Annotated in this window: 18 protein-coding genes; 10 read left to right on the top strand and 8 right to left on the bottom strand. The window is 71.8% G+C overall.

Annotation, left to right across the window (positions count from 1 at the left end; all coding sequences use genetic code 11):
* Positions 1 to 100: 100 nt before the first annotated feature.
* The 4 genes from NYZ95_RS18775 (at position 101) to NYZ95_RS18760 (ending at position 6310) form a co-directional block, all read left to right on the top strand.
* Positions 101 to 2761: a DEAD/DEAH box helicase gene (locus tag NYZ95_RS18775; protein WP_262852869.1), complete on the top strand. Its 2661-nt coding sequence runs from the start codon at positions 101 to 103 to the stop codon at positions 2759 to 2761.
* Positions 2762 to 3033: 272 nt separating this feature from the next.
* Positions 3034 to 4131, top strand: coding sequence for an NAD(P)H-binding protein (locus NYZ95_RS18770; RefSeq protein ID WP_262852868.1), 1098 nt, complete (start codon positions 3034 to 3036; stop codon positions 4129 to 4131).
* Between the two features lie 74 nt (positions 4132 to 4205).
* Complete coding sequence (locus NYZ95_RS18765) at positions 4206 to 4814, top strand: hypothetical protein (RefSeq protein WP_262852867.1); 609 nt, start codon at positions 4206 to 4208, stop codon at positions 4812 to 4814.
* An 89-nt stretch (positions 4815 to 4903) separates the two neighbouring features.
* Complete coding sequence (locus NYZ95_RS18760) at positions 4904 to 6310, top strand: MFS transporter (RefSeq protein ID WP_262852866.1); 1407 nt, start codon at positions 4904 to 4906, stop codon at positions 6308 to 6310.
* Between the two features lie 92 nt (positions 6311 to 6402).
* On the opposite strand, the gene NYZ95_RS18755 is transcribed toward NYZ95_RS18760, so the two are convergent.
* Positions 6403 to 7380 (bottom strand): DUF5692 family protein, encoded by a 978-nt coding sequence (locus tag NYZ95_RS18755; protein ID WP_262852865.1) that lies wholly within the window; start codon positions 7378 to 7380, stop codon positions 6403 to 6405.
* A 126-nt stretch (positions 7381 to 7506) separates the two neighbouring features.
* On the opposite strand from NYZ95_RS18755, the gene NYZ95_RS18750 reads away from it, so the two are divergent.
* Positions 7507 to 8112: a TetR-like C-terminal domain-containing protein gene (locus tag NYZ95_RS18750; RefSeq protein ID WP_262852864.1), complete on the top strand. Its 606-nt coding sequence runs from the start codon at positions 7507 to 7509 to the stop codon at positions 8110 to 8112.
* Between the two features lie 15 nt (positions 8113 to 8127).
* Here NYZ95_RS18750 and NYZ95_RS18745 read toward each other — a convergent pair whose 3' ends face one another.
* On the bottom strand, positions 8128 to 10413 hold the full coding sequence (locus tag NYZ95_RS18745; RefSeq protein WP_262852863.1) for an excinuclease ABC subunit UvrA: 2286 nt from the start codon (positions 10411 to 10413) through the stop codon (positions 8128 to 8130).
* A gap of 55 nt (positions 10414 to 10468) precedes the next feature.
* On the opposite strand from NYZ95_RS18745, the gene NYZ95_RS18740 reads away from it, so the two are divergent.
* Positions 10469 to 11434 carry a helix-turn-helix transcriptional regulator gene (locus NYZ95_RS18740; protein ID WP_262852862.1) on the top strand — a complete coding sequence of 322 codons (966 nt, stop codon included), beginning with the start codon at positions 10469 to 10471 and terminating at the stop codon, positions 11432 to 11434.
* Positions 11435 to 11708: 274 nt separating this feature from the next.
* Positions 11709 to 14741, top strand: coding sequence for an amidohydrolase family protein (locus tag NYZ95_RS18735; RefSeq protein ID WP_262852861.1), 3033 nt, complete (start codon positions 11709 to 11711; stop codon positions 14739 to 14741).
* A 177-nt stretch (positions 14742 to 14918) separates the two neighbouring features.
* On the opposite strand, the gene NYZ95_RS18730 is transcribed toward NYZ95_RS18735, so the two are convergent.
* Entirely contained in the window at positions 14919 to 15389 is a 471-nt protein-coding gene (locus NYZ95_RS18730) for a hypothetical protein (RefSeq protein WP_262852860.1), read from the bottom strand.
* 85 nt (positions 15390 to 15474) lie between these two features.
* Between NYZ95_RS18730 and NYZ95_RS18725 the strand changes: the two genes are divergently transcribed.
* Together NYZ95_RS18725 and NYZ95_RS18720 are read left to right on the top strand one after the other, a co-directional pair.
* Positions 15475 to 16098, top strand: a complete 624-nt coding sequence (locus tag NYZ95_RS18725) for a TetR/AcrR family transcriptional regulator C-terminal domain-containing protein (RefSeq protein WP_262852859.1) — start codon at positions 15475 to 15477, stop codon at positions 16096 to 16098.
* Between the two features lie 10 nt (positions 16099 to 16108).
* Positions 16109 to 16861: a VOC family protein gene (locus NYZ95_RS18720; RefSeq protein ID WP_262852858.1), complete on the top strand. Its 753-nt coding sequence runs from the start codon at positions 16109 to 16111 to the stop codon at positions 16859 to 16861.
* A 27-nt stretch (positions 16862 to 16888) separates the two neighbouring features.
* On the opposite strand, the gene NYZ95_RS18715 is transcribed toward NYZ95_RS18720, so the two are convergent.
* A complete protein-coding gene (locus NYZ95_RS18715) occupies positions 16889 to 17239 on the bottom strand; it encodes an excalibur calcium-binding domain-containing protein (protein WP_262852857.1) in 351 nt (116 codons plus the stop codon).
* Positions 17240 to 17403: 164 nt separating this feature from the next.
* Here NYZ95_RS18715 and NYZ95_RS18710 point away from each other — a divergent pair, with 164 nt between their 5' ends.
* Complete coding sequence (locus NYZ95_RS18710) at positions 17404 to 17685, top strand: Fe-S cluster assembly protein HesB (protein WP_262852856.1); 282 nt, start codon at positions 17404 to 17406, stop codon at positions 17683 to 17685.
* 79 nt (positions 17686 to 17764) lie between these two features.
* Here the strand turns inward: NYZ95_RS18710 and NYZ95_RS18705 are convergent, their stop codons facing one another.
* The 4 genes from NYZ95_RS18705 to NYZ95_RS18690 form a co-directional block, all read right to left on the bottom strand.
* Positions 17765 to 18730, bottom strand: a complete 966-nt coding sequence (locus NYZ95_RS18705; RefSeq protein WP_262852855.1) for an SIS domain-containing protein — start codon at positions 18728 to 18730, stop codon at positions 17765 to 17767.
* Positions 18730 to 19878, bottom strand: a complete 1149-nt coding sequence (locus tag NYZ95_RS18700; RefSeq protein ID WP_262852854.1) for a hypothetical protein — start codon at positions 19876 to 19878, stop codon at positions 18730 to 18732. The genes NYZ95_RS18705 and NYZ95_RS18700 overlap by 1 nt, the downstream gene beginning before the upstream one ends.
* 187 nt (positions 19879 to 20065) lie before the next feature.
* Positions 20066 to 21445, bottom strand: coding sequence for a glycosyltransferase (locus tag NYZ95_RS18695; protein ID WP_262852853.1), 1380 nt, complete (start codon positions 21443 to 21445; stop codon positions 20066 to 20068).
* Positions 21438 to 22079, bottom strand: a complete 642-nt coding sequence (locus NYZ95_RS18690) for a TetR/AcrR family transcriptional regulator (RefSeq protein WP_262852852.1) — start codon at positions 22077 to 22079, stop codon at positions 21438 to 21440. The genes NYZ95_RS18695 and NYZ95_RS18690 overlap by 8 nt, the downstream gene beginning before the upstream one ends.
* Between the last annotated feature and the right edge of the window lie 64 nt (positions 22080 to 22143).

The following is a 22143-nucleotide window of genomic DNA, read 5'->3' as shown; positions in this document are numbered from 1 at the left end:
CTCTAGCGACGCCTTCTGACAGGATCGGGGGCGTCGGACCGTCCGCGTTCGCCACTAGCCTTGCGTCGGGAAACCGCCGACCCCGAGCCCGTGAGAGGCCATGAAGCGAGACGAACGCAAGCAGCTGCGCGCCATCGTCAGCGACGTCGAGCGGTGGGGCGCCGCCGCGCTCGAGGTCACCGCTCAGCGCGAGTCGGCTGACGCCGAGATCCGGTCGTACGCCGGTGTCCTGCGCGAGCGCGCGGTCGCCGTCTCGTACGACGGCGCGGCCGCGTGGCGCGCGGTGCCGCTGACCCGTGAGGACGCGCAGCTCCTCGCCCTGCTGACCCGCCGCGCGAACCTTCCCGCGCTCACGCCGGCCGACGACGCGGTCCTCGCAAGGGTGCGTGAGGCATTGCCCGACGCGGCGGCGGCCACGAGCCTTGTGTCGGCGCGACGGTTCTTCGCGGGCAGCGAGCGACGGGCCGAGGCGGAGGCCGCTGCACAACGGCTCCGCGACGTTCACGCGTGGGCAAACGGCACCGGTGTCACCGAGCGGCTGGAGCACCTCGCCCGTCCCCGGGGCGCGTACGACCCGGCGCGACTGAAGGCGCGCGACCTCGTCCTCCCGGAGTTCGGCCTCGAGGAGGAGCTCGCGGAGCTCGGCCGGTCGCCCGTCGTGCTCCCCGGAGACGCCGTGCACGGTCTGGCGAGCGCCGTCAGCACGATCAGGCGAGCCGTCCACTCCGAGGCCGCGTACCGCGATGCCGCCCGCGAGGCCGGCGAGGCCGTACGGCGGGCGTACGTCGAGCGGGTCGTCACCGACATGTCCGTCGAGGCGCTCAAGGAGGCGACCCGTGACCGGCTGCGCCTCGGGCCGTTGCGCGACGCCCAGATCCGGACGGTTCAGCAGGTCCTCGCGGCGGGCCGGATGCTCGAGACGCTGCCGGGCGTCGGTCCGACAACCGCCGCCCGCATGCTCGGAGCCGCGCGCACGCTGTGGCAGATCACGTACGACGAGACGCCGGTGCGCATCGACGTGGTCGCGCGCGACCGCGACACGACGCACCTCCTGGAGCGGCTCGCCGCCTGGGACGCCGCACGTTCCGCGCGCGGAACGGCCACGGACGTCGTCCGCGCCGAGGACCTCGCCCCGCTCGGGCGGGTGCTGGGCACGGACGCGACGCACGTGCTGGTCGTCGAGACCGGCGATCGGCACGCGGACGACCTCGTCGCCGGCGTCGAGCAGGTCGTACGCCGGGCGGCGCTCATCGCGTCCGCTCACCGCCGTGCGGCCCAGCCGTCGGTGGCGAGCGACCCGTGGGCCGACTTCCTCGAGCGACCGGCCGACTACTTCGCCCTCCTCGCCGAGCTCGGCTTCCTCGTCGAGGACGACACCAAGACCCACGGCGACCTCCCCGACGAGATCGTCGAGGCCGTCCGCGACCTCGAGCTGCGGGGCGACGACCTGCGTGCGTCGCTGCGCGGCTACCAGAGCTTCGCCGCGCGGTTTGCCCTCGTCCAGCGCAAGGTGATCATCGGGGACGAGATGGGGCTCGGCAAGACGGTCGAGGCGTTGGCCGTGCTCGCCCACCTCCGCGCGACCGGAGAGACGCACTTCCTCGTGGTCTGCCCCGCGGCGGTCGTGACCAACTGGACCCGCGAGGTCGTGAGCAAGTCGACGCTGCAGGCCTACCGCGTCCACGGAGCCGAGCGCGAGGAGGCGGCGCGGCTCTGGGTGCGCGACGGCGGTGTTGCGGTCACGACGTATGAGACGCTCGCCCGCCTCGCCCCGTACGTGGCGGAGGTCGAGGTCCTGGCCTGCGTCGTGGTCGACGAGGCGCACTACATCAAGAACCCGGAGGCGCAGCGGTCCCGGCGCACCGCCGCGGTCCTCACCCGCGCCGAGCGTGCCGTGCTGCTCACCGGCACGCCGTTGGAGAACCGCGTCGAGGAGTTCCGCAACCTCGTCGGGTACGTCCGGCCCGATCTCGTCGTCTCCGCCGACGACCTCACGCCGCACCGGTTCCGACGGCAGGTCGCGCCGGCGTACCTGCGGCGCAACCAGGAGGACGTGCTCACCGAGCTCCCCGACCTCGTCGAGGTCGACGAGTGGCTGCCGATGACGTACGACGACGAGCAGGCGTACCGCGACGCGGTGGGGGAGGGCAACTTCATGGCGATGCGGCAGGCGGCGATGCTCGGCCACCACAGCCAGAAGATGGAGCGCCTCGTCGAGGTCGTCGAGGAGGCCGAGGCGAACGGGCGCCGCGTGATCGTGTTCTCGCACTTCCGGCAGGTGCTCGACCGTGTGGCGCGTGAGCTGCCCGGGCCCGTGTTCGGGCCGCTCACCGGGTCGGTGCCTGCCGCCGCCCGGCAGGACATCGTCGACAAGTTTGCCGCGGCAGGCGACGGCGCGGTCCTCGTCGCCCAGGTCGTCGCGGGCGGCGTCGGCCTCAACATCCAGGCCGCGTCGGTCGTCGTCCTCTGCGAGCCGCAGCTCAAGCCGACGACCGAAGCCCAGGCGGTCGCGCGTGCGCACCGGATGGGGCAGGTGCGCTCGGTCCAGGTGCACCGGCTCCTCTCCGAGGACGGCGTCGACCGTCGGATCACCGAGATCCTCGCCGAGAAGCGGCGGCTGTTCGACGAGTTCGCCCGCGTCAGCGACACCGCGGGCAGTGCGCCCGAGGCGTTCGACATCTCCGAGACCGAGCTCGCCCGCGAGGTCGTCGCCGCCGAGCGCGAACGCCTCGCCGGCGGAACTTGGCTGGACCCCGAGTAGGGCGGAGCGCGCGGTTGGCTGGCTGGTCGAGTAGGGCGGAGCGCCAGCGGAGCCCGTATCGAGACCCGTGGTCTCGATATGCCCTCGCCTAGGGGCTCGGGCTACTCGACCAGCGGGATGTGGCTGGTCGAGTAGGGCAGAGCGCGCGGTTGGCTGGCTGGTCGAGTAGGGCGGAGCGCCAGCGGAGCCCGTATCGAGACCTGTGGTCGGGCTACTCGACCGGCCAGGGGCGAGGGGGTCACAGGAAGCGCAATAGGATATACGATCTGCGCATGGCCTACAGCACGATCACTTCACTCGACGCCGATGCAGCGCAGCAGCGCAGCCGTGAGCTGCGGACGCGTCTCCTCTCCAGCACCTCCGACACGTACGTGACCGGCCCGACGGGCTCGGGCAGCGGTGAGCATGTGCTCGTCCTCGGCGGCACCGGCTACATCGGTCGCGCGCTCGTCCCCGAGCTCGCCCGCCGCGGGTACAAGCCGGCCGTGCTGGCGCGCGACGCTGCGGTGAAGGACGACGCCGCCTTCGCCGACGCCGAGATCATCGTCGGTGACGCCACGCGTGCCGAGGACGTGGAGAACGCGGTCGCGTCCGGCACGACGTCCGTGGTGATCTCGCTGCTGAGCGGACGTCGCCCGAACGACGCGGCGGAGTGCAAGCTGGTCGACTACGACGCCGTCATGAACGGCATCCGCTCGTCCGTCGCCCACGAGGTGCAGCAGTTCATCCAGGTGAGCGACTACGGTGCGTACCGCCCCGAGCTGATCCCGCAGGTCTACAAGCTCCAGGTCGAGGGCGAGCTCATGGGGCAGCACCATGGCGCGCTTCCCTGGACGATCGTGCGACCGACCGCGTACTACCCGTACCTGTCGATGACCTTCGGTGACGTCAAGAACGGTCTGCCCTACCGCATCTTCGACCACGGCGAGTACAACGTCGTCAACCCGATCGCGCGCGAGGACCTCGCCGAGTTCCTCACCAACCAGGTGCTCTCGCCGGAGGCGCTGGGCCGCGTCCTCCCGGTCGGTGGCCCGTGGGTCCCTGAGAACGTGGTGACGCTCAAGGACGCCGGCGCGATGATGTTCGAGATCACCGGCCGTGACGAGCAGTGGGACGTCGTGCCCATGGCGACGTGGGACAAGAAGATCGCGCGTCTGACCCGCATCGGCAGGTACAGCAAGAAGGTCGCGCCGGTCGCGTACTACCTCGAGGCGGCGAAGTACTGGTCGGTCGTCGACCACGTCGCCCCCGCGTACGGGACGCGCACGCTGCGCGAGTTCATGGAGAAGCTCAAGGATCGCGAGTTCCCCACGGGCAGCTTCCGTGAGCGGATGAAGAACGGCACCGCGGTGATGCCTACCGACATCTGAGTCGGCCCCGACGTCCCTGCAGCGCGGCTGCAATCGCGAGTGGAGGGGACCGCCGGGCGGACCACGCTTCGTCCATGACGAAGTCACGTACGACCGCCGTGGTGGTAGCCGCCGCGGTGGGGGGTCTGCTCCTCGGGGGGACGGCGACCGCAGTCGCCGTCTCCTCCGCAAAGACCGTGAAGGTCTGCACGACGAGCAAGGGCGTCGTCCGCTCCGCTGACGCGAAGGGGAAGTGTCCGAGGAAGACGTCGAAAAAGGCGGTCGCCGTCCGTGGGCCGGCAGGTCCCCGCGGTGCGACGGGCACGCGCGGGGCTACCGGGCCGCGTGGACCCGGTGCGGTCGCGCTGTCCGCGGTCCATCCCACCGACGCGCAGTGGCGCACGGTGAAGACGCCGGTGGGCAGCATCAGCACCTACTGCGCCGGCGGCTCGATTCAGGCGGGGCCCGTCTTCGCCGGAGGTTTCGCCACCTCCGGGACGTCCTCGATCGACGACGCCGGAGTGCTCGTCCCGTGGAACTCCTACGACGGCGTCGGCAACATCTCGCGTGTCGCCGGCAGCCGCATCACGTACGACGGGCTGGTCGTCGATCTGAAGACGGGGCGCACCGAAGCCCTCCACTTCGTGTACCTCAAGCGCGGCGACGGGTGCGTCCTCTTCGGGCAGGCGACGCCGTCGGGGTGAGCGCGTCGCAATAACTTGGACGCGTCTGTACGAGTTGTGATAGCAAGGGAATTACTCGTACAGGCCTGTCCAACTTAAGGAGGAGCGTCATGGCGACCTCCACCCCTCGATCCGACAGCGCGGCCGACACCGGTCCCGCTCCGTACCCTCGCCGCTGGCTGGCACTCGCCCTCCTCGGCGTCGCGCAGTTCATGCTCATCCTCGACGTCACCGTCGTCGCGATCGCGCTCCCGAGCATGGGGGTCGACCTCGGGCTGGGACGCGAAGAGCTGACCTGGGTCGTCAGCGCCTACACCGTCACCTTCGGCGGCCTGATGCTCCTCGGTGGCCGTCTCGCCGACCTCGTCGGGCCGCGCGGCCTGGTCTTCGTGGGCCTCGCGGTCTTTACGATCGCCTCCCTCGTCACCGGCGCCGCGCAGGAGAGCGTGGTCGTCCTCGCCGGCCGGGTGGGGCAGGGTCTGGGAGCGGCGATGCTGTCACCCGCGGCGCTCTCGGTGGTCGTGCGCCTCTTTGAAGGCGACGAACGTAACCGTGCACTGGGTATCTGGTCGGCGCTCGGCGGCGGCGGGGCAGCGGTGGGTGTGCTGGTCGGCGGCGTCCTCGTCGCCGGGCCAGGGTGGCCGTGGGTGTTCTTCGTCAACGTCCCGGTGGGCGCCGTCGTGCTCGTCGTGCTGCTGCGGGTGCTGCCACCGCTGCCGGCCGCGGAGCAGGCCACGCGGTCCCGGCGACCCGACGTCCTCGGCGCGCTGCTCGTCACCGCCGCGACCGGCACGCTGATCTACGCGATGATCGACGCCGGGGACGACGGCTGGCTGGAGCCGCGAACCCTGACCCTGTTCGCCGTCGCCGCCGTCCTGTACGTCGCCTTCGGTCTCTGGCAGCGGGTCGCGGCGGCCCCGCTCATGGACCTGGGCCTGCTCGTACGGAGGCCGGTCGCCTCCGGCATCTTCGTCATCGCGGTGGCCACCGCGCTGATGGTCGCGGTGTTCTTCCTCGGCTCGTTCTTCCTGCAGGGGCGCGCCGACCTCGGCGCGCTGAGGACGGGGCTGCTGTTCCTCCCGGTCGCCCTGGCGACCATGGCGGGTGCCCAGGTCGGCGGCCGCGTCATCGGCCGTACCGGCGGGCGCGTCCTGGGGGTCGCGGGCATGCTCGTCGCCGCGGCAGGCCTGGGCGTCGCTGCCGTCTGGACCACGACGGCCGGTGTCGTGGTCGGCATCTGCGTCGCGGCCGCCGGGCTCGGCGTGCTCTTCGTCGTCGCGTCCGCGACCGCGCTCGGCATGGTGGCCCCGCACGAGGCGGGCATCGCGTCGGGGATCGTCTCGACGTTCCACGAGTTCGGTGCGTCGCTCGGAGCGGCGGTGGTCTCCAGCGTCGCTGCTGCGAGCCTGGCGAGCCAGAGCGTCTCGGGCTACACGTCGGCCTTTGCCGTGGTGGCGATCGCTGCCGTCGTCTCGGCGCTCGTCACCGGGCTGGCTCTGCCCGCTCGGCCGCGCTGAGATCGGGGGGCGGCCGCTACCTCCGTACGGCCGTGACGGAGGTAGCGGCCGATGAGCGCACGCCGGTCGCTGATCACGACCGGGCGTGGTGCTCAGGTCGTGACCGCGTGCTCCGCCGCACGGGACTGCGGCGCCACCGCCGGCGACGCGGCGGGAAGGTTCGCCGCACGCACCTCGCGGTACGACCGAAGGTCGGTGTACAGCTCGTCGCGCAGCGGGTTGCGGCGCAGCTTGACGATGGTGAACACCTGGTAGACCGCGACCGCGACGTTAGCGGCCAGCGACAGCGCCGACACGAGGAACAGCGCGGTCGGGTTGTGCGACGAGTCCACGGCGAACGGCGACGAGGTCACGAACGTGGGGACGGCCATCGTGAACATCATCCACAGCGCCAGCGTGTGGGCACGGTGCTGCAGCCAGGCGCCCTTCTTGATGAAGAAGGCCGGGATGGTGCAGGAGATGAGCAGTGCCGCACCGGCGTAGAAGGCGTGGTCACCGACGCAGTTGTAGACGTAGGCGAAGTTCCACAGGTCGTACGCGATGATCCAGAACCACATCATGTCGGGCCAGATCATGTCCTTGGACTTGTCGCGCGAGACGATGATGCCGGCCCAACCGCAGATGGTGAGCAGGTTGAGGATCCCGGCGATGCCGTTCATGTAGTTCCACGAGCCGCCCACCATGAAGACGCCGTCGTGCATGCCCTGCAGGCCTGCCACCTGGAAGTCGCGGATGACCGCCTCGGCGATGTTGATCGCCAGGATCAGCGCAGGGAACGTCAGCATCCACTTGTTCTTCGCCAGACGCGGGACGTACCGGATGAGCATGAAGCCCAAGCAGCCCGCCAGTGCGGAGTACACCTTCACCCAGTGGAACCAGGTGCCGGTGGATGAGTCCGCGCCCGCCGTGTGCGGCCACACGAACACGGTGAGCACGAGCGGCAGCGCCACGAAGAAGGCCAGCCCGGCCCACCTCCAGCGGCGCGTCACCTCGTTGAGCGCGATGAGGGCGACGAGAACGACGACCCACATCGCCCACGAATACCAGGGGATGGATTCGAACAAGAACATGAGACCTCCCTCCGTCGCGGCCCGCAGGCTGCGTTCCGCCCGTCATCCAAGGTAAGTCGGGGGTTCGGGGGAGTCATTAGACATCTGCCGCGATGTGTCTAGGGACGCCCGGCCGTACGGTGAGGCATGGCCGACGAGGGTGCCGAGCGACCGCGGCGGGCAGGCGCGCGTGACGCGCTCGCCGCCGCGCTGAAGGTCCGGCTGCGTACCGAGCCGCTCGACAAGGTGACGGTCACCGAGCTGACGCGGGACTGCGGCCTGACGCGACAGGCCTTCTACTACCACTTCCCGGACGTGCGCCACCTCGCCGTCTGGGTCTTCGAGACCGACGTCGCCGCCCAGGTCCGGGCCTTCGCCTCCGAGCACGGCTGGGCGGACGGTCTGGTGCGGCTGCTGCTGTACATGCGCGAAAACCGTACGTCGACGCTCGCCGTGCTCGACGGTCTGGGCCGGTCCGGCCTCGAGCGCTTCCTCTTCGGGCAGATGCGGCCCATCACCGAGGCCGTGGTGGACGAGGAGGGCGGCGGCCCCGTGGACCCGCACGACCGCGTCCTGGTCGTCGACTTCTACACCTCAGCGGTGCTCGCGGTCGTGCTGCGGTGGGTGTCGGAGGGCATGGTCGAGCACCCGTACCGCTTGGTCGGCGACCTCGAGATCATGCTGCACGGGGCGGTGCGGGAATCTGTCCGCCGGCTCGACGAGCGGGCCGTTCCGCCGCGCGGCCGGATGTGACCCGCGTGGCGGTCGCTACCTCTGCACAGCCGTGCGGAGGTAGCGACCGGTGACCGAGCGCGGGTGGTCGAGCACGTCGCGCGGCGCCCCCTCGAAGACGATCGTCCCGCCGTCCTGCCCTGCACCGGGTCCGACGTCGACGACATGGTCGGCGTGCGCGACGACCCGCTGGTCGTGCTCGATGACGACCAGCGTGGCACCGGCGTCGACGAGCTCGTCGAAGAGCGCGAGGAGCCGGTCGACGTCCTCGCTGTGCAGGCCCACGGTCGGCTCGTCGAGGACGAGTCGTGTCTCGGCGGGGGAGGTGGTCTCGCCGAGGTGCCGGGCGAGGAGGAGTCGCTGCCGTTCACCGCCGGAGAGCGTGTCGACGCTCTGCCCGACGGCCACGTAGCCCAACCCGACTTTGTCGAGCCACCTCAGCCGACGTACGACGTCCTCGTGGTCGTCGAGCACGTCGGCCGCCTCCGCGGGGCTCATCGCCAGGAGGTCGGCGATGCTACGACCCCGCAGCGTCGCCTGCCGGGCGGTGGTGTTGAAGCGCGTCCCCGCACATGCGTCGCACGGGGTACGGACGTCGTCGAGGAAGGCCAGGTCGGTGACGAGGAACCCCTTGCCACGGCACACCGGGCACGCGCCGCGGGCGTTGGCGCTGAACCAGGACGGCGACAGTCCGGTGGCGGCGCCGTATGCCTGGCGGACCGCCTCCGCGACCCGGAGGACCGTGAGCGGCGTCGAACGTACGCCTCCGCGCAGCGGCGTCTGGTCGACGGTGACGAACTCCGGGTGCTGCCGCGGCAGCTCGCCCGCGAACAGCGTGCTCTTCCCGGATCCCGCCACGCCGGAGACGACCGTCAGCACCCCCAGCGGCACGTCCACGGTGACATCACGGAGGTTGTGGCGGGACGCGCGGGCGATCGTGACCCAGCCTCGGGGACAGCGTGGAGCGGTCCGCAGGGTCGCCGGCGTGCGCATCGCCCTGCCCGTGGCGGTGTCGGAGGCGGCGAGCGCGGCGGGGTCTCCCTCGAGCTCGATCCGCCCTCCCTCCGCGCCGCCGGACGGGCCCAGTTCGACGACGTGGTCCGCCGCGGCGATGACGGCGGAGTGGTGCTCGACCACGAGCACGGTGTTGTGCCGGTCGCGCAGGCTCTTGAGCAGGTGCAGCAGCCGGTGGACGTCGTGCGGGTGCAGCCCGGTGCTCGGCTCGTCGAACACGTAGCAGACGTCGCTGAGCGCGCTGCCGAGATGACGCACGATCTTGACGCGCTGCGCCTCGCCCCCGGAGAGGGACCCTGAGTCGCGCGACAGGCTGAGGTAGCCGAGGCCGACGGCGTCGAGCGCGTCGAGGCGTTCGTTGATCGCGCGGGTGAGCGGGGCGACGGACAGATCGGTGACCTTGCGGACGACGGCCCGCAGCTCGGCGACCGGCAGGCGCGACCAGTCGGCGATCGAACGCCCGTCGACCAGGCTCGCCCGCGCCGCGTCGTTGAGCCGCGTGCCGTCGCACGCCGCGCAGCGCGCACGCGTCACCACACGGTCGAGCGCCGCCTGCTCGTCGTCGGTGACCCGTGACGTTGCCTTGCGCAGGTAGGTCTTGCGCAGGCGCGGCACGACTCCGTCGAAGATGCCGGAGTCGGGATACTCCGGGTCGGGGTCGCTCAGGCGCAGGCCCTCGCCGTGGATCAGCGCGTCCCACTGAGCCGGCGAGACCCTCGACAAGGGCGTGTCGGGATCGACGAGACCGGAATGGACGAGGCGCTTCCACCGGTAGGTGCCGGGCGCGAACGTGGGGAACCGGATCGCGCCCTCGCGCAGGCTCCGCGTACGGTCCACCAGCTCGTCGAGGTCGATGTCGTCCACGACCCCCAGGCCCTCGCAACGGGGGCACATCCCGCTCGGGTCGTTGAACGAGTACGCGGGGGAGTAGCCCGCCGACGGGCTCCCGATCCGCGAGAACAGCATGCGCAGCAAGGGGGCGATGTCGCTGGCCGTGCCCACCGTCGAGCGGGCGTTCGGGGTGAACCGACGCTGGTCGACGACCGTCGTGAAGACGAGCCCGTCGATCCGGTCCACGTCGGCAGGGGAGTGCTGAGGGAGCCGGTTGCGGACGAACACGGGGTAGGTCTCGGTCACGAGTCGCTGCGCCTCGGCGGCGATCGTGTCGAACGCCAGCGAGGACTTGCCCGATCCCGAGACACCCGTGAACACCGTGAGGCGGTGCTTGGGGACGCGCAGCGACACGTCACGAAGATTGTGCGTCCGTGCGCCTTCGACGGTGATCCAGTGACCGCGGTGGTTCGCCATGTCTCCACGCTAGGCTCAGTTGTGGACAGATCGTGTCCACAACTGAGGAGGGACGATGGCGGCTCCCCGCGAGCGCATGCTGCGGCTCCTCTCCCTCCTGCAGTCCGGTCGCCGCTGGCCGGCCGACGAGCTCGCCGCCGCGATGGAGACCCACGGGCGAACCCTCCGTCGGGACATCGACCACCTGCGTCAGATGGGCTACCCGGTGGAGAGCACCCGCGGCCCCGGAGGCCACTACCGCCTCCGCGCCGGGGGCGCACTGCCGCCGCTCATGCTCGAGGACGACGAGGCGGTCGTCACCGTTCTCGGGCTGCGGCTCGCCGCCACCGGAAGCACGCGCGACGACGCGCACGCGGAGGCCGCCGAGCGCGCGGTCGCGAAGCTCCGGCGCATCCTGCCTGCCCCGCTGCGGCGCCGCGCCGACGAGATCCTGGCCGCCGTCGAGGTCGGACGTACCGAGCAGCAGCGCGCCGACCCGGCGGTCTTCCAGACTCTCGCGTCGGTGATCAGGGCGCAGCGGCGTCTCGCGTTCGACTACACGGCGCGCCAGGCCACCTCACGCAGGGAGGTCGAGCCCGCACGGCTCCTCCACGTACGAGGACGCTGGTACCTGTTCGCGTGGGACCTCGGTCGTGGCGACTGGCGCAGCTTCAGGCTCGACCGCCTGGTCGACCCGCGCCCGCTGGAGTCGACGTTCCGACCCCGTACGCCGCCCGCAGAGGATCTCGCAGGCTACCTGCAGGATCGCGTCCGCCCGGCACCCACGCGTCGTGTGGTCCTGACCTTGCACGCGTCGGCCCGTGAGGCGGCCGCGCGTCTCTACCGCGTCGACGGGTCTCTCGAACCCGTCGACGCGGACACGTGCCGGTACGAGGCGCACGTCGACTCGTACGAGTGGCTGGCGACGGTCCTCGTGCTCGCCGACCTGGAGTTCACGGTCGAGGAGCCTCAGGAGTTCGCGGCTTACCTCGCTGAGGCCGCGCACCGGCTCCTTCGCGGCGCCGGCAAGGAGCCTCGATAGGCGGTACCGCTCGTCACGTCAGAGCGACCGCTCGCCTCAGGGAGTGCACCGCCCGTCTCATTCACCCTCGCAGCGCAGAGCGGTCTGCTAGCGCGCTGGAGAGCATGCCGTTGTCTCACTCAACCAGCCCAAGGGGGAGTTACGGATGCACCAGCGAGCGAGGGGAGGGGGCAATCGAGCAACGGCGCGACGCACGCTGGCCGTCGCAGGCGCCGTACTGGCGCTGGGCGCGGCACCTGCTCTGAGTGCCCAAGCCGACCCGACCAGACCACCCTTGCCCCAGACGACCAACGTCACCCTCGACGAGGGGACCAACCTCGCCGTCGCCGCCGCGCCGGACGGCAGCCTGGTGATGGATCTCCACGGGATGCTCTACCGCGTCCCGGAGGGAGGCGGAAAGGCCGAGCGGCTCACCGACCCGCTCCTCGAGACCGCACGGCCCGACGTGGGCCCGGACGGGCGGCTCGTCTTCCAGTCCTACCGTGACGGCCGGTTCCACGTCTGGTCCGCCGACGCCGACGGCAGCAACCCGACACAGCTGACGACCGGTGGGTACGACGACCGCGAGCCGCGGTGGTCGCCCGACGGTGAGCACGTCGCGTTCTCGTCCGACCGCGGCGGCACGTACGACATCTGGTCGCTCGAGATCGCGACCGGGGAGCTCACGCGCTGGACCTCCGGGCCGGGCCAGGAGCACACGCCCTCGTGGTCACCGGACGGCGAGCGTGTCGTCCACGTGGCCGACGCGACGATCGCGGCTGCCGGTCGCGACGGCACGACGGAGGTCCTCGTGCCGGCTCCGGCCGCCGGGGTGACGTTGCAGGCGCCCGCGATGGCGCCCGACGGCGAACGGGTCGCGTACGTCGAGCAGCAGGGCACCCGGTCGGACCTGATGGTGGACGGCGAACCGGTCACCGAGGGGTCGGACGTCTTCCTCTTCACCCCCGAGTGGGTGGACGACGACACGCTGCTCTACTCCGCCGACGGCAAGATCCGCCAGGTCTCGACCGACGGGGGAGAGGCCGAGGAGATCCCGTTCTCGGCGACGGTGCGCCTCCGGGGTGCCGACTACCGCCTCAAGGAGCACGACTTCGACTCCCGCGCCAGGAGCCAGGTCAAGGGCGTGCTCACCCCCCAGCTCTCGCCGGACGGCCGGTCGGTCGTGTTCGTCGCGCTCAACGACCTGTGGCTGATGCCGATCGGCGGACGACCGCGGCAGCTGACCGACGACGCCTTCCACGAGGTCAACCCGACGTTCTCGCCCGACGGGCGCAAGCTCCTCTACTCCTCCGACAAGGCGGGGACCGAGGACCTCTACCTGCGTGACCTCCGCTCCGGCAGCGAGCGCAGGCTCACCGCGCTGGACTCCGCCGAGGTCTCCGGCGTCTTCTCGCCGGACGGCACGCAGGTCGCCTTCCAGGACCAGCGCGGCGCGACGTACGTGCTGGACGTGGCGTCCGGCTCCGTACGCGAGCTGGTTCCGTCGCTGTTCGGGCCCGGGCGGCCGTCGTGGTCGGCGGACGGCAAGACGCTCGCGTTCGCCGCGGTGAAGCAGTACTCGCAGCGCTTCCGCGAGGGGACCAGCCAGATCCTCACCGTCGACGTCGCGACCGGTGAGCAGACGTTCCACCCGCCGGGCGACGCGCACGACTCGCTCTCGACCCGCGGCGACGACGGTCCCGTCTGGTCGCCGGACGGCACGCGCATGGCCTTCGTGGTCCAGTCGACGCTGCGTGTGATGCCCGTCGCGGCCGACGGGACGCCCACCGGCCCTCCGCGTCAGGTCAACGGGGAGGTCGCGGACGCGCCGTCGTGGAGCGGCGACTCGCGCCGGCTGCTCTACCTGAGCAACGGCAAGCTGCGGCTCGCCGACGCCCGTACCGGCCGCGCCCGTACGCTGTCCGTCCCGCTGTCGTTCCGCCCCGAGGTCGCCCGCGGCCGAACGATCGTCCACGCGGGTGCCTTCTGGGACGGTGAGCAGAAGCAGCTCCGACGCGACGTCGACATCACCGTCGTCGACAACCGGATCCGCAGCATCGCCCGGCACGACCGCCGGCAGCACCGCGGCGCGCAGGTGGTCGACGCCTCAGACCTGACGATCATGCCCGGCCTCATGGACTCCCACGTCCACCAGGAGTACGAGTCCCGCTTCTTCGGTGACCGGCAGGGCAGGATCAACCTCGCGTACGGCATCACGTCGACGCTGTCGGTCGGGGACCAGGTGTACCGCGCGATCGAGGACCGCGAGGCGCTCGACTCCGGTGCACGGGTCGGTCCGCGGTTCTACGCGACGGGAGAGCCGATCGACGGCTCGCGCGTGTACTACAACTTCATGCGGCCGACGAAGAGCGACGAGGACGTCGCCCGCGAGCTCACCCGCGTCAAGGCGCTCGACTACGACTTCCTGAAGACGTACGTCCGGCTGCCGGCGGACCGGATGAAGACGGTGGTCGACTTCGCCCACCGCCTGGGCCTGCGCTCGGAGTCGCACTACCTGTCTCCAGGCGCCCTGATCGGGCAGGACGGGACGACGCACCTGGCCGCGACCCAGCGGCTCGGGTTCGCCCGGACCATCACCGCGACGGGCCGGAGCTACGAGGACGTCCCGACGATGTACGGCAAGGGGCGGCGCAACGTCACCACGACGCTGTTCACCTCGGACTTCCTCTCCAGGGACGAGATCGCCTCCGACCCGCGGCTGCCGCTCTGGCCGTCGTGGAAGCGGTCGGCGATCCTCGACTCGGTCGCCGACAACGTCACCGACCCCAGCGACCCGGGGTGCGCGACGGCTCCGTGCCGCGAGGTGCAGACGATGAAGCGGATCGCCGACGCCGGTGGCCTCGTGCTCGTCGGCACCGACGCGCCGCTCGACAGTCCTGGTCTCGGCGTCCACGCCAACCTCCAGGAGATGGTCGGCTACGGGTGGTCCCCGTACGACGCGCTGCGGGCCGCGATCGTCAACCCCGCGCGCTACCTCGGTGTCGCCGACGACGTCGGCACGTTGGAGCCGGGCAAGGTCGCCGACCTGATCGGCGTCCGCGGCAACCCGCTGCGCGACATCGATGCAGCGGCTCGCGTGGAGCTGACGATGGTCGGAGGCAGGGCCCACACCCGCGACGAGCTGATGCGCCCGTTCACCACCCGCGCGAAGGCTCCCAAGGCGCCGGGCGCACCGCGGCCGGCGACGAGGGTGAGCGAGCGTGCCGACCGTGCCGTGACGCGTCCGTACTGGTGGCACGACCCGCGGGTCGTCGCCGAGGCGTACGCCCACGCCTGCGACGCGTACGACTCGCTCCACCCGCACTGACGAGCGGCGGGGGGGGGGGGGGCGGGGGGGGGGGGGGGGCGCGGGGCCCCGGCGCGGGCGGGGCGCCCCCCGCGCCCCCCCCCCCCCCCCCCCGCCCCGCCCCCCCCCCCCCCCCCCCCCCCCCCCCCCCCCCCCCCCCCCCCCCCCCCCCCCCCCCCCCCCCCCCCCGCGGCCGCGTCAGTCGGCGGGCCACCACGCGGCGAGGGTGGCCGTGACGCCGGCGAGCAGCGGGAGCGCGACCGTGGGGATGCCCAGCCACAGCGGCACGACCAGGTCGTACGCGTCGCCGCTCAGCGTTGCTGCGTAGAGCGTGACGCACGTGCCCGTGACGAACAGGGTCGTCACCACGGCCCGTACGGCGCGACCGCGTGACGCGACCAGTGCGGTCAGGAGCCACCCGGCCGTCCCGAGCACGCCGATGATCACGAGTCCCCACGCGATCGCGTTCCGGTCGGCGGCGACCTCTGAGTCCGGCCACGCCGGGTAGGCCTCCCGGACGTGGGCGTCGAGGGTGCCGAAGAACGCGAGGTCGAGCACCGGGAGGGCCGTCACGAGGACCTGGAGCGCGAGCCCGAGGAACGCAGCGTCGCGGACCTGCCGGTGGCGTCTCGCCGGTGCTCGTCGGGCGTCGCGGAGAGAGGTGGACATGAGCTTCCCCCATTCGTTGTCATTCATACGCTGTAAGACTGTGGCATCCTATTCATACACCGTAAGAAGAATCAACGGAGGAAACGTGGGCGCGCGACGGCGGCGGGGAGAGCGGGCCGGGCTCGACGCCGGACGTGTGCTCGACACGGCGATGGCCATGGTGGCGCGCGACGGCGCCGGTGCACTGACGATGCGACGGCTCGCGGCGGAGCTGGGTGTCGAGGCGATGACGCTCTACCACTACGTGCCCAGCAAGCAGGCGCTGCTCGACGGCATCGTCGAGCGGGTCGTCCTGGAGGCGGTGCGGGTGCCGCCGGACGCCGATCGATGGCAGACCATGGTCAAGACCTACGCGTACGACCTGCGGGAGGCGCTCCTCGCTCACCCGTCGGTCACCCCGCTCCTCGCGACGCGTCCGGCGTTGACGGAGGCGACGTCGGAGGCGATGGAAGGCGTTCTCGAGGCGCTCGGGCGCGCCGGGCTCGATCCCGTCACCGGTCTGCGGCTCCTCCACGCGACGACTGCTCTGGTCATCGGGCAGGTGGCGACGCAGGAGGACCCGTCGGCCTCGGTCGGTGACCTGACGATCGATCCCGACCGCTTCCCCCTGCTGAGCGCAGCCGTCACCGGGGGAGCGGCAGACCCCGAGGCTCGCTTCGCCTTCGCGCTCGATGCCTTGGTCGACGGAGCCGGTCGCGCGGGGCGATAGATTCCCGCCCATGGACAATGCCGGGCGCGTGGTCGCCCTCAACCATGTGGGCGTCAGCGTCGCCGATCTCGAGGCCGCGCGCCGGTTCTGGGTCGACGGCCTCGGAGCGGCCGAGCACGGCGCCTTCGGGTGGCCGGTCGGGACGGCGCCCGCCGACGAGTCGCTGGCGACCGAGGGCACGGCGGCCGAGGTCGTTCTGCTGCGCACCGACGCGGCGTTCATGGAGCTCTTCGCGTTCGCGTCGCCGACACCGGCGGTGCGCGAGCCACAGGCACCGGGCGTGAAAGGGCTCGTCTGGGCCTCGCCGGACCCCGACGCCACGCGCGCGCGTGCCCTCGCCGTCGGAGGCACGGCGGCGGGGGAGCGGTGCGTGACCTGTCCGGACGGGACGCCCGTGACGCTGGTCGCGACCGACGGCCCGAGCGGGCTCGTCGGAGTTCTCGTACGGGTGGGTGACGCCGACGCGCACGCGCTGCCGCCGGTGCCGGGCCCGGTCGCCGTCGAGGTGCTCGGCGGTGCGTCCGGCTCGCCCGCGCGGCCTGTCGACCTCGGCGTCAACCACCTCTGTCTGGACGTCGACGGCATCGACGGTGTGCGGGCCACGCTCGAGGGGACGCGGTGGCACCACGACGTCACCGAGTCCAGCGGTGGCATCGCGGCCGTCTGCTACGGCACGAGCCGTGACGGCGTCCTCGTCGAGCTCCTCGAGTCGCGTAGCCCCGACGCGTTCCTGTCGCGCACGAGGCTGGCGCACCCGGAGTAGCGCCCCGGACCCGACCCCACAGGCCCGTCAGCGCTTCTCGCAGGCGATCTTGTCCCTGTCGCGGTCCAGGTCGCGGTTGTACCTCATGGCCCGCTTGTAGATGCGGTTCGAGCGCTTGAAGGTGGTCACCGGCTCGCCCGTGGTCTTGTCGCGGGCGTTCCTGCGGCCGACACCATGGGGCCACTTCTTCCGGAGCTTGGTGCAGTTCGTGAAGCGGGTCGGCACCCGCTTCGCCGTCGCCGACGCCGTCTGCTGGGCGTCGGCGGTCGTACGGGTCGTGTCGGCCGAGGCGGTCGTCGTCGTGGCGGCGGCGAGTCCGGTCAGGACCAGTCCGCCCACCGCGGTGGCGGCGCCTACGCGCGTCCGCAGGGTGCTCATGGGAACCTCCGAGCGTCCGATTTGCGCCAGTTTTGACACGTTAGCCTGCGCCCGACGCCGCTCGTGGCAAAACCGGGGGATCGGTCGGTGTCCTCGGGCAGCCTTGAACGGGCGCGCCTCGCGACGGAGGGTGGAGAGATCTGACCGCCACGGAAGGAGAGCTCGTGCTCACCCTCACCGAGAACGCCAGCGACATCGTCACGACTCTGGTCAACAGCCAGGTCCCGTCCGAGAACGGGGGTCTGCGCATCAGCGGACCGAACCCGGAGGGCTTCGCCATCACCGCGGTCCTGGCCGGAGAGCCGGGAGACACGCTCGTCGAGTCCGGCGACGCGAAGGTCTACCTCGAGGACGCCGCCTCGCAGGTGCTGGCCGACAAGATCCTCGACGCGCAGGTGACGCCGGAGGGCAACGTCCAGTTCGCGATCGCGGACCAGCCGCACTAGATCCCAGGGAGGCGACGAGGCGCCCTGCCGGCGTACCGGTCGGGGCGCCTCGTCGTGCCGGGACGCGCTCGGCGGCGAGTCAGGCCTGCGCCTGCCACCGTCGCGCGGCGGCGAGCTCCATCACGAGGGTCTCGCTCAGCAGCCGGACGTCGTCGTCCTCGTCACCGCGGTAGCGCACGGTCACCGCAGCCGTCGGCAGCTCCTCGCCGACCGACACGATCGTGGTGCCCCGTGGGTCTGTCCACTCCCGGACGCCGTCGGTCCAGCGCGAGCCGCCGAAGAGGACGAGACGATAGTCGGTGTTCTTGGTGAGGTAGACGTCGACGTGCGCCCAGTCCCCGGTCTCGCAGCCGATCGCGGCCAGGCGCGGACCTTCGCGGAGCATGAGTGCCGACTGCTGGGCCGAGCTGAACCGCCTGGCCGGCGCGGCCAGGTGGGTGCCGTCCGGGCCGAGCGCCGCCTCCGTCACCGCGGGAAGCCACGCCGACTCGCGCTCGAGCAGGTCGGCAGAGGCGTCGGCCGCCGCGCGCACCAGGGCGCTCGGCCGCGGTCGACCCGTCAGGCCGGCCTCGAGCGTGAGGAGCAGCGCGAGCGTGTGCTGGAACGAGCGGCACGCGACGCCGCCCTGCTCCTTGCCGGCGAGCATGGGCACGACGACGTCGGCCCGCTCGGCCAGCGCGGACGCGTCGGTGTTCGTCATCCCCACGACCCGCGCCCCGGAGTCACCGAGCCGGTCGAGCGCGTCGAGGGTCTCGCGCGACCCACCGGAGGCCGACACCGCGACGACGGTCGTGCCGGGACCGGTGCGGGGGAGCAGGTCGCTGCTGGCGAGCTCTGCCACCGCGCGCACGCCCTGCGCGCGCAACCGGGCGGCCGCCACGCTGGACGCGTAGTGCGACGAGCCCATCCCCAGGAAGACGAGGTCGGCGGTGGCCGCCTCGAGACCGAGCGGCGACCACGGGTCGTCGCTCTCGAGGGCGTCGGCGAGCTCGGCCAGGCGCGCGGGCTTCTCCGCGAGGTCGGCGGCGAACGCGTCGGGGTTCATCAGGCAGGACCATCCTTCGTCACAACGGGATCAGCAGGGTCTTCGAAGCGTGCCCGTACGGCGCGGTCGGGCACGTAGCGCCAGTGCGGGAGGTGCCGCCCTGCGTACACGTACTCGCGGCACACCTGCCGCGTCCGGAACGGCGTCATCAGCCGCTCGTCGAGCAGCTCGGCGCGTCCGGCGTCCGCCAGCGTCTCACGGTAGGCGGAGAGGAAGGCGTCGACCACCGTCGTACGCCAGCGCTCGACCGCCTCGGCGTCGACGCCGGGGGTGCGGTGCAGCACCACGTACGCGACGTGGTCGAGGCTCTGGGCCATGCCGGCGACGTCGACGGCGGCCGGTTGCGGCGCGAGGCGCTCGGCGGGGGAGGCGACGGGGTTCCCATCGAAGTCGGTGACGCGGTAGGAGCCGTCGGCCCCGCGCAGGACCTGGCCTACGTGGAGGTCGCCGTGCACCGGCACGAGAGGTGTCCCGGCCGCGTCGCCGAGGGCGCTGAGCTCGGCCCGGAGCGCGTCGGCGTGGCGCGTGAGGCGGGCCAGCTCGTCGCCGTCCATCAGCGTGAGCGCGTCGTCCAAGGTCTCGAGCGCGTCGGCCTTCCAGGCGGCCGCGCGCTCGCTGTCGGCCAGCGGGGTGTCCTCGTCCGCGAGACCGAGGTGCATGGTCGCCACGATCCTGCCGAGCGTGGCTCCGGGTGTCGTGGCCGAGTCGTCGAGCGTCGCCGCGCCGGACGCGTACGCCCGGGCGTCCTCGACCGCCCACTCCCATCCGTCGCGCGCTTCGGGCACGAGTGCCGTGACCATGGCGAGAAGAGCCGGCGGGCGACCGGGCTCCGCGCACCACTGCGCCATGCCCCACGGCCTCGGCATGGCGTCGAAGCCGTGCTTGACCAGCCGCGCGACGCGCTCGGGCGCGGGGTCGCCGTCCCGGCTCACCCGCACGACCCACTTCACGACCGCGCCGCCGTCGGGTCCGCTGACGATCACCGACTCGTTGCTCTGGTCGACGTCGATCGCCCGCTCCTCGGTGACCGCGTGACCGTCCCAGCGCGAGAAGCCGAACGACGCGTCGGACCCGCGTCCGAGCGCCTTCACCAGCGCGAGCGCCGCTCCGTCGCCCGGACGCGCGCGCCGGACGCGGGCTCCGTCCACGACGAGCGGCGCCGCGTACCGGTGGCCGGCAGCGTCCTCGACGACGGCGAGGGTGATCGTCGCGGACAGCGGCGCCGCCGCGACGAGCGCGAGGGGTCCGCGGACCCGGCTCGCCTCCTCCGCGTGGCGCGCGGGGAGGATGTCGAGCGGGTCCGCGGTGAGGACTCCTACGTCGATCGCGTCGATGTCAGGACTCCAGCGTCGAGGACTCGAGCGCGTCGGCCAGCGCCGGGCTCTCGGCGCCGCGGACGTGGGCGAGTCCGACCTTCTCGATCAGGTCCGCACCCTTGCGGAGTCCGTCGCGTGCGCGGATCCGGGCGCCCATCGCGTCCAGGCGTGCACGCAGCTCGGTGTCGGCCAGGAGCGTGTCGACGGCCTCGACCAGCTCGGCGTCGGCGAACCCGTACGTGTCGAGCCGGATGCCGAAGCCCAGCTCGTGCACGCGCTGCGCGTTGTCGTACTGGTCCCAGAACAGCGGGAGCACGATCATCGGCTTGCCGAAGTGGAGCGTCTCGGTGGTCGTGTTGTTGCCGCCGTGCGTGATCACGAGGTCGACCTGCGGGATCACCTTGGTCTGCGGCACCATCTGCGCGCCGACCATCGTGTCGGGCAGGGTCAGCTCGTCGGCCCGCGGGCCCTTGCTCACGATGAAGCGGTGCCGGGTCGTCCCGAGGACGTCGACGAGACGCTGCATGAGTTCGAGGTCCGCGCCGCCGAGCGAGCCCAGCGACAGGTAGATGAGCGCGGAGTCCTCGGGGCGGTCGGCGACCTGCGCCGGCACGACGTACTCCTCGTCGGTCTCCCGCACGCTGGAGTCGATGCGGGCCCACGTCTCGTCGAGCGGGCGGACGTCGGTGTAGTCGGCCTCCTCGGGGAAGACGTACAGGTTCAGCGCCTCCGAGGTGTGGAGGAACTCGAGGTCGGGGAGCGCCGGTGCGCCTTGCTCCTGGACCCACGCGTTGAAGGACTCCCACATCTCGCGGTGGGTCTCCTCGAAGCGCTTGCCGTACTCGTCCCAGCCCTCGCGGTCGGCGATCGGGTAGCCCGCGAACAGCGGCGGCAGATCGTCGCTGCCGCGCACCTCGAGGGGGTTGCAGGAGACGATGCGGACGAACGGGGCGCCCGAGGTCATCAGGGCGGGGAACGTGACGACGTTGTCCTCGACGATCACGTCCGGCTGGTGCTCGGCGATGATCGCGCGCAGCTGCGGCTCGCAGTACATCGCGCCGTCGATGAGCGCCTGGTACGTCGGGGCGACGAACGACTCGAGCTGGTCGATGGTGGGCTTGCGGAACTCCGGCGCGGTCTCGGCGATGAAGTCCGTCCAGAACTTGCCGGCGTCCTCCTCCTCTGCCTCCGCTCCCTCGGCCGGTGCCGCCGGCTCGGCCAGGTCCACCAGCGCCTCGACGAAGCCGAGCGGCTCGAGCTTGCCCTTCCACGACGCCTCCGCAGCAAAGACGACCTTGTGGCCACGCTTCAGGAGGATGTCGCCGAGGCCGACGCACTGGTTCGTCGGGCCGTACGCCGACTCGGGCATGAACAGGATGGTCAAGGGGCGGTCAGTCATCGGTGGGGGTCCCTTCGTCGTCACGAGACGTCTTGATGAGGAGCGGGTTGCCGGTGCAGAGGCGGGCGTAGTCGAGGAGGAGCTCGCAGGCGACCTCGTGGTCGATCGTCGGGTGACCGGCCATCATGCGGTAGCCGTACGCGTCCTCGAGGGCGACGAGGTTGCGCCCGATCGTCAGGGAGTCCGTACGCAGGTCGAAGGCGCCACGGGCAGCGCCGGTCTCGAGGATCACCTGGTACATCGCGACCTGGCGGTCGTAGAGGGAGGTCAGCAGGGCGCCGTAGACCGGGTGGCGTCGTGCGGCGCCGCCGAGCTCGCAGAAGAGGCGGACGGCGTCGTCGTCGGCGTCGCTGGGCAGGCCGGAGCGGATCGTACGGACCAGCTTCTCGGCGGGGTCCTCGACCGCCGCGAGCATCCGCATGCGCTCGTCGTAGAACCGCTCGGTGCCGGCGCGGTTCGCCTCGAGGATGAGCGACTGCACGTCCGGATAGTGGTAGAGCACCGCACCGGACGTGAGCCCGGCCTGCTTCGCGATCTCGGTCAGCTTGACGTCCGCGCCGTGCTCGATGACCGCCTGCTGCGTCGCACGGATCAGTGCGGCGCGGCGGTCCTTCTGGCCCTGGGTCTTCGCCATCGGGCTCCCTCTTGCGTCTCGTGGTGCGAGTGATTGTGACAGCCTGCCACTACCCGGCAGAAAT

Source organism: Mumia quercus, assembly GCF_025506335.1.
GTDB lineage: Bacteria > Actinomycetota > Actinomycetes > Propionibacteriales > Nocardioidaceae > Mumia > Mumia quercus.
The sequence above is the reverse complement of the archived record's forward strand: the minus strand, read 5'-3'. Positions and strand labels throughout refer to the sequence as shown.

Excerpts from the sequence above, each read along its gene's own strand:
- NYZ95_RS18775 (WP_262852869.1), top strand. The coding sequence starts at position 101 with ATGAAGCGAGACGAACGCAAGCAGCTGCGCGCCATCGTCAGCGACGTC.
- NYZ95_RS18705 (WP_262852855.1), bottom strand. The coding sequence starts at position 18,730 with ATGAACCCCGACGCGTTCGCCGCCGACCTCGCGGAGAAGCCCGCGCGC.
- NYZ95_RS18690 (WP_262852852.1), bottom strand. The coding sequence starts at position 22,079 with ATGGCGAAGACCCAGGGCCAGAAGGACCGCCGCGCCGCACTGATCCGT.
- NYZ95_RS18760 (WP_262852866.1), top strand. The coding sequence starts at position 4,904 with ATGGCGACCTCCACCCCTCGATCCGACAGCGCGGCCGACACCGGTCCC.
- NYZ95_RS18745 (WP_262852863.1), bottom strand. The coding sequence starts at position 10,413 with ATGGCGAACCACCGCGGTCACTGGATCACCGTCGAAGGCGCACGGACG.
- NYZ95_RS18730 (WP_262852860.1), bottom strand. The coding sequence starts at position 15,389 with ATGTCCACCTCTCTCCGCGACGCCCGACGAGCACCGGCGAGACGCCAC.
- NYZ95_RS18695 (WP_262852853.1), bottom strand. The coding sequence starts at position 21,445 with ATGACTGACCGCCCCTTGACCATCCTGTTCATGCCCGAGTCGGCGTAC.
- NYZ95_RS18740 (WP_262852862.1), top strand. The coding sequence starts at position 10,469 with ATGGCGGCTCCCCGCGAGCGCATGCTGCGGCTCCTCTCCCTCCTGCAG.
- NYZ95_RS18715 (WP_262852857.1), bottom strand. The coding sequence starts at position 17,239 with ATGAGCACCCTGCGGACGCGCGTAGGCGCCGCCACCGCGGTGGGCGGA.
- NYZ95_RS18770 (WP_262852868.1), top strand. The coding sequence starts at position 3,034 with ATGGCCTACAGCACGATCACTTCACTCGACGCCGATGCAGCGCAGCAG.
- NYZ95_RS18750 (WP_262852864.1), top strand. The coding sequence starts at position 7,507 with ATGGCCGACGAGGGTGCCGAGCGACCGCGGCGGGCAGGCGCGCGTGAC.
- NYZ95_RS18755 (WP_262852865.1), bottom strand. The coding sequence starts at position 7,380 with ATGTTCTTGTTCGAATCCATCCCCTGGTATTCGTGGGCGATGTGGGTC.
- NYZ95_RS18765 (WP_262852867.1), top strand. The coding sequence starts at position 4,206 with ATGACGAAGTCACGTACGACCGCCGTGGTGGTAGCCGCCGCGGTGGGG.
- NYZ95_RS18720 (WP_262852858.1), top strand. The coding sequence starts at position 16,109 with ATGGACAATGCCGGGCGCGTGGTCGCCCTCAACCATGTGGGCGTCAGC.